General features: G+C 44.6%; 4 protein-coding genes. All 4 read left to right on the plus strand.

The window, feature by feature from the left end:
* Positions 1-399 (plus strand): hypothetical protein (locus GXO74_06155; protein ID NOZ61246.1); only part of this gene is annotated, 399 nt, incomplete at its 5' end.
* A gap of 211 nt (positions 400-610) precedes the next feature.
* Entirely contained in the window at positions 611-3,043 is a 2,433-nt protein-coding gene (locus tag GXO74_06160) for a hypothetical protein (protein ID NOZ61247.1), read from the plus strand.
* Between the two features lie 104 nt (positions 3,044-3,147).
* Positions 3,148-4,386 (plus strand): alpha,alpha-trehalase, encoded by a 1,239-nt coding sequence (locus tag GXO74_06165; GenBank protein ID NOZ61248.1) that lies wholly within the window; start codon positions 3,148-3,150, stop codon positions 4,384-4,386.
* 364 nt (positions 4,387-4,750) lie between these two features.
* A partial coding sequence (locus GXO74_06170) for a sodium:solute symporter family protein (GenBank protein ID NOZ61249.1) occupies positions 4,751-5,647 on the plus strand: 897 nt, incomplete at its 3' end.

The raw sequence follows: 5,647 nt of genomic DNA on the forward strand, positions 1-5,647 counted from the left end.
CAGCATCCAAAAAATAGCGATTGGCTGGCTTGCGGCACGGAAAATGACGGGGTTTTCATCTCCCAGGATCACGGAAAAACCTGGCATCAGGTCAATAACGAGCTGACGCATCGAACGGTTTACGCCCTGGCATTTGATCCGAAAAATCCGAAAATTTTATACGCCGGGACTTTTCAGGGCGGTATTTTCAAGACGACTGATGGTGGCAAAAACTGGAAACAGATGAACAAAAATCTCCGCTTGTTTGATATTCATGCTCTTGCTGTTGATCCGGAAAACTCCGATATCGTTTACGCCGGGACTTTGAACGACGGCATCTGGATGAGCAAAAACGGAGGGAAAAGCTGGGAATTCATCGGACTGGAAACGAGTCAGGTGTGGGATATTGTGTTTTATTAGTTTTGAGTTTCGAGTTTCGGGTTCCGAGTTTCGAGTTTGGAGTTTTGAGATTGGGAGTTGAAATTTCGGGAAGATGAGTCGCGGAATCATAGAGGAAACAGAGATAGTTATTTGTTTTGTGCGTTCGACGGGGATGTTTTTAAGCAGATTTGTTGCGGAAAAAAGCTTTATTAAAAGCAGGTAACCCAGGAGTCAAAAATTGGAGAAAAAAATGCGACGATTATTGACATATTTTTTGTTTGTTGGCTTGTTTTTAGCCTCAAATATTTATGCAACCGATACTGGCTACAAAGAGCGCGTTGCAGAGGTGCTGCGCTGGGCGGAAAATTCGCAGGCTCAGAATTTCCTGATCGCTGCGGCGAAAATTCTGGACGAGCAGCATCATCAGGAAGGCGTGGATTTATTTGAGAAGATAATGCAGAGAAAGGACAATTCCCAAAGGGGAATGTTCATCATTTACGAGATGATGACTGGCTATCTGGCAGCGGAAAATAAGATGCCGGATGATTTGAAACAAAAGGTTCGCGATTATCTCGCAGTGGCGGATTTTTATCGCGGCGACACGGAAAATCATCTGACCATGTATCACACGGGCTTATATCTGGCGGCGCAAACTTTTCCCGACCTTCCGGCGGAAAAGTGGTTCAACGGAAAGTCTTCCGCCGAAAATATGAAAGATGCGCTGGGTTGGCTGAATTACTGGATGAAAACAACAACTACGATAGGCCAGGGGGAATTTGACTCGCCGACTTACATGACTGTTTTTATCTCGCCTATGTTCAGCCTCTACACTTTTGCCAAAGACCCGGTGATTAAACAAAATGCGCTGGGAATTTTGCACTGGCTGATTGCTGATTATGCCGTGGAACATTTGAACGGCATTTATTGCGGCGCACACAGCAGGGATTATCCCGAACGAGCCATTCGTCCTAAATGTCCCGAGTCGGCAATGACCGCCTGGGGCTGGCTTTTTTTCGGAAAAACAGATAAGATGATTCACCCTACACTGCTGACAGCCGCTTTCAGCGATTTTGATTTGCCGGAAGTGTTGTATGCTGTTGGCACTGAACGGGAGAAGCCTTATGTGGAAACAGAAACCAAACGCGTGCGCAATATCATCCGTTTTTCCGATCAAAAAAATCCGCCGGTTTACAAATACACCTACATGACCAAAGAGTTTGCCCTGGGCTCGATGATGGGCGGCGGAATTTTACAGCCGATTCAGCAGCACACCTGGGACATCAGTTTCAATGCGGACAGCCCGTATCAATCGATTTTTACGGTGCATCCTTACATCGGCGAGAAAGAACTGGGCATGTTTTTTCCCGAGGAAATGAAATTTGCTCTGGACGAAGTGGCGCGCGCTCATACTTACTACGGCAAGGAAGATAAATGGGCTTCGAGCTCGCCCTACGAAGAGACTTTTCAACACAAGAATGCGCTCATCGTTTTATACAACATTCCTGAAGGCACAAAATTCGGTCACATCGACGGATTTTTTCCAAAAGACCTGGCAAAGCGTGAGAGTGATGAGTCGGGATGGATTTTTTGTCAGGCGGGGAATACCTACATCGCTTATTTTCCGCTGAAACCCTATCAGTGGATTGAAGAAGATAATTGCTTTCGATTGCGCAGTTATGATTTGAAAAACGGCTGCATTGTGGAAGCTGCCATGGCGGACGAGTATCCTTCGTTCGCTGCATTCAAAAAACAAATCCGCAGCAATAATCTGGTGCACGATACTTTTGATCAGACGCTCACTGTGAGTTACACCACTTCTGCGGGCGATGTAATGACTTTTACTTATGATGGTCCGCGTCTGTTGAATGGAAAACCCATCAATTTTGCCGATTACAAAATGTTCAAGGGGCCTTTCTTGAATTCGGAAATGGGCAGTCAGAAATTGGAAATTTTAGATAAAATCAGGGGAAAAGGAATTATGGTGGATTTTGCCAGCGATGAAAAAGCACTGTTGTTGCCGGTGTATATGTGCAAGAAAATTGACAAAGATTTTGAACTGACGGGAAAAATGGACAATCCGGCGTGGCAAAAAGCGGAGCCTGTGGAACTTCCGGATGCGATAACCGGCGAGCCGGGCCGTTTCAAAACAGAAGTGCGCGTTCTTTACAGCGACCGTTATTTATACGTGGGATTTTATTGCGAAGATGATTATGTCTGGGGCACGGTGAAAAAACGCGACGGCGAAATTTACAACGAGGAATGCGTTGAAGTTTTTCTCAATCCGGCTGATTGCGGACATCAATATTACGAGATCAATCTGAGCCCGCTGAACGTGGTTTACGATGCGTGCGTTATCAACAGTCGGACGCCGGAAAATCCGGAAGGTGAATTTATGCCGCTGCCGCAGTTTGATATTGAAGGATTGAAAACGGCGACGCACATCATCGGGGAGAAAAATAAGCGCGGCGGCGCCAAGGGCTGGATTGCGGAATACGCGATTCCGTTCGACAAGATTTACGGCGCGCCAAATGTGCCGCCAAAAGCAGGCGATAGTTGGCGGGTGAATTTTTATCGCATCGATTCGCCCAAAAAAGACCAGCGGGAACATTACGCCTGGAGTAAGACAGAAAGAGCGGCGTTTCATTTGCCGTGGAAGTTTGGAATTTTGAAATTTGGGAAATGAAGAAAAATAATTGCTCACACAAAGGCACCAAGCCACGAAGATTTTATTAAATGAAAAGACTTTGTGGCTTCGCGGCTCTGTGTGGGAATAAATGGAAGAAGTTTATGACACAAAAAGATTTTCAAACAATCTATCACTACATCGAAGGACAATGGCAGAGGTCGGTTCGGTTTACGCCTAAAAATCAGGGGACGATCATTGGGATGCCTTATCCTTACACGGTTCCCTGTCCCGACGAAGATGTCATGCAGAATTATTTTTACTGGGATACTTTTTTCATCAATGTCGGTTTGTTGGAGCAGGGACAGGTTTCTCTGGCGCGCGACAATGTGGACAATTTGCTTTTTATGGTGCAAAAATATGGGTTTGTGCCCAATGGCAATCAGACTTATTTTTTGAATCGCTCCCAGCCGCCATTCTTATTATTGATGATTAGAGATGTTTTTCAGCATACACAAGACCGCGAGTGGCTCAGGCAAAGTTACAAAATCTGGAAAATTGAATACGATTTCTGGATGCAGCATCGCATGACGCCCATTGGTTTGAATCAACATCTCAATCATGCCACTGATCAGGAGTTGATTGAATTTTACGAGCATGAATTGAAGACGAGACTTGGCTTCTCCGTTTCTTCCACAGAAAAGAAAATTACCATCGCTCATCATCATCTGGCAGAGGCAGAGACGGGCTGGGATTTTACGCCTCGCTTCGGGAAAAAATGCGCCAATTACATCAATCTCGAACTTAATGCGATTCTTTATTTGAGCGAGAAGACAGCCGGTGAAGTCGCTGAAATTCTGGGCCATCGAGATGCAAGCGAATGGCAGAAACGCGCGGAAAAAAGGAGAAAACTCTATCTGCGCTATCACTGGAATGAAAAAGAAAAAATATTTTCAGATTATGACTTTGTGAACAAGCGCCACAGCCAAATCGCATCGCTGGCTACATTTGCGCCTCTCTGGGCAGAGATTGCCACGCATGAGCAGGCAAAAGCCGTAGCCGGGAATCTTGGTAAGTTTGAATTTGATTTTGGTGTTGCGGTGTGTGAAAACAGCGAGTCGAAGATAATTTATCAGTGGGATTTTCCCAATGGCTGGCCTCCGATTTTTTATTTGACAATTGCCGGACTGGAAAAATACAATTTTCACGAAGAAGCGCGTCGCATCGCTGAAAAATATTTGACAGTCGTGGCGAAGAATTTTCAGGAGACGAATGCTTTGTGGGAAAAATATAATGTCACTGATGGTTCGGTGAATGTGAAAGATGAATATAAAATGCCGTCTATGCTGGGCTGGACTGCGGGGGTGTTTGTGTTTTGTTATAATTTTTTGTTTGGTAATTAACTATGAGACTGTAAAATATTTGCCACAGAGGCGCAGAGCGCACAGAGGAAAAGAATAAAAAATCAGATTTATTAATGAGTGCACTTTAAAAATGTAAAAAAACATGGGTTTTTAATTTGTTTAGGTTGATTTTGACATCCCCCCTTGCCCCCCTTCAAAGGGGGGAATTAGAAAAGTCCCCCTTTGAAGGGGGATTTAGGGGGATGTTCGATTTAACTAAAAGAAAAATCATCTGATTTATAAGATAAAAAGTGAAAGTTAGGCGAGACATAAAAAAATAGAATGCAGACTGGGCGGATCTGCGCGGATTTTTATCTGTGATAAATTAGTTGCGGTTTTTGTATCATAAAATTTAAGGTGAAAAATGAACATTCTTGGATTACACATCATTGATTGGCTCGTTCTGGTGGCGTATTTTGTGTTGATGATTTATATCGGGCGTTGGGCGAGTCGGAAAGTGAAAACGACGAAGGATTTTTATCAGGGCGGCAGAAGTTTTGGAAAAATTCTGTTTGGCTTTCTCAATTTCGGGCAAATTACCAGCGCAGATCAGGCGACCGGAGTCTCGCGAGAGATTTACCGCCAGGGGCTTTCCGGATTGTGGTTTCAAAATCTGGTTTTATTCATCACGCCGTTTTACTGGTTTTCTTCAATCTTACAGCGGCGCACCCGCTACATAGGTCCCGGCGACATTTACATCCATCGGTTCGAGAGTCGATTTTTGGGCGCGCTTTTCGCGTTGTATATTTTGATGATGGCGATTTACGGCGGCTCCATGGGATTTTTGCTGACCGGAAAAACGATGAAAGCATTGATGGTCAAACCGGAGGCTAAATACACTGCTGTCGAAAAGGCAAAAGTCGATGGATTCAAACGTTTAAAAGCGTTGGAAGAAAAGCAGAAATTTGAGCCGCTCGATGAAAATGAAAAACAGGAATTGTTTGTTCTGCAAGAAAAATTAAAACGCGGAGAGATCGAAGGTTACATTTCTTATTTGAATTTGACTTTATTTTATTTTGTTTACGCGCTCATTGTCGGCAGTTACACCATCATGGGCGGCTTATTTGCGGCTGTGGTGACCGACATCGTGCAGGGGCTTCTCATTTTGTTTTTGTCAATTATACTCATTCCGGTCGGGTTGATAAAATTGGGCGGATTTTCCGGTTTGCACGCCAATGTGCCGGATTACATGTTTGAACTGTTCGGGTCCGCAGCCACGAGTGAATACACCTGGTATTTTGTTGCGTCCATGGTGCTGGTG

This window comes from Calditrichota bacterium (genome assembly GCA_013152715.1).
GTDB lineage: Bacteria > Zhuqueibacterota > Zhuqueibacteria > Thermofontimicrobiales > Thermofontimicrobiaceae > 4484-87.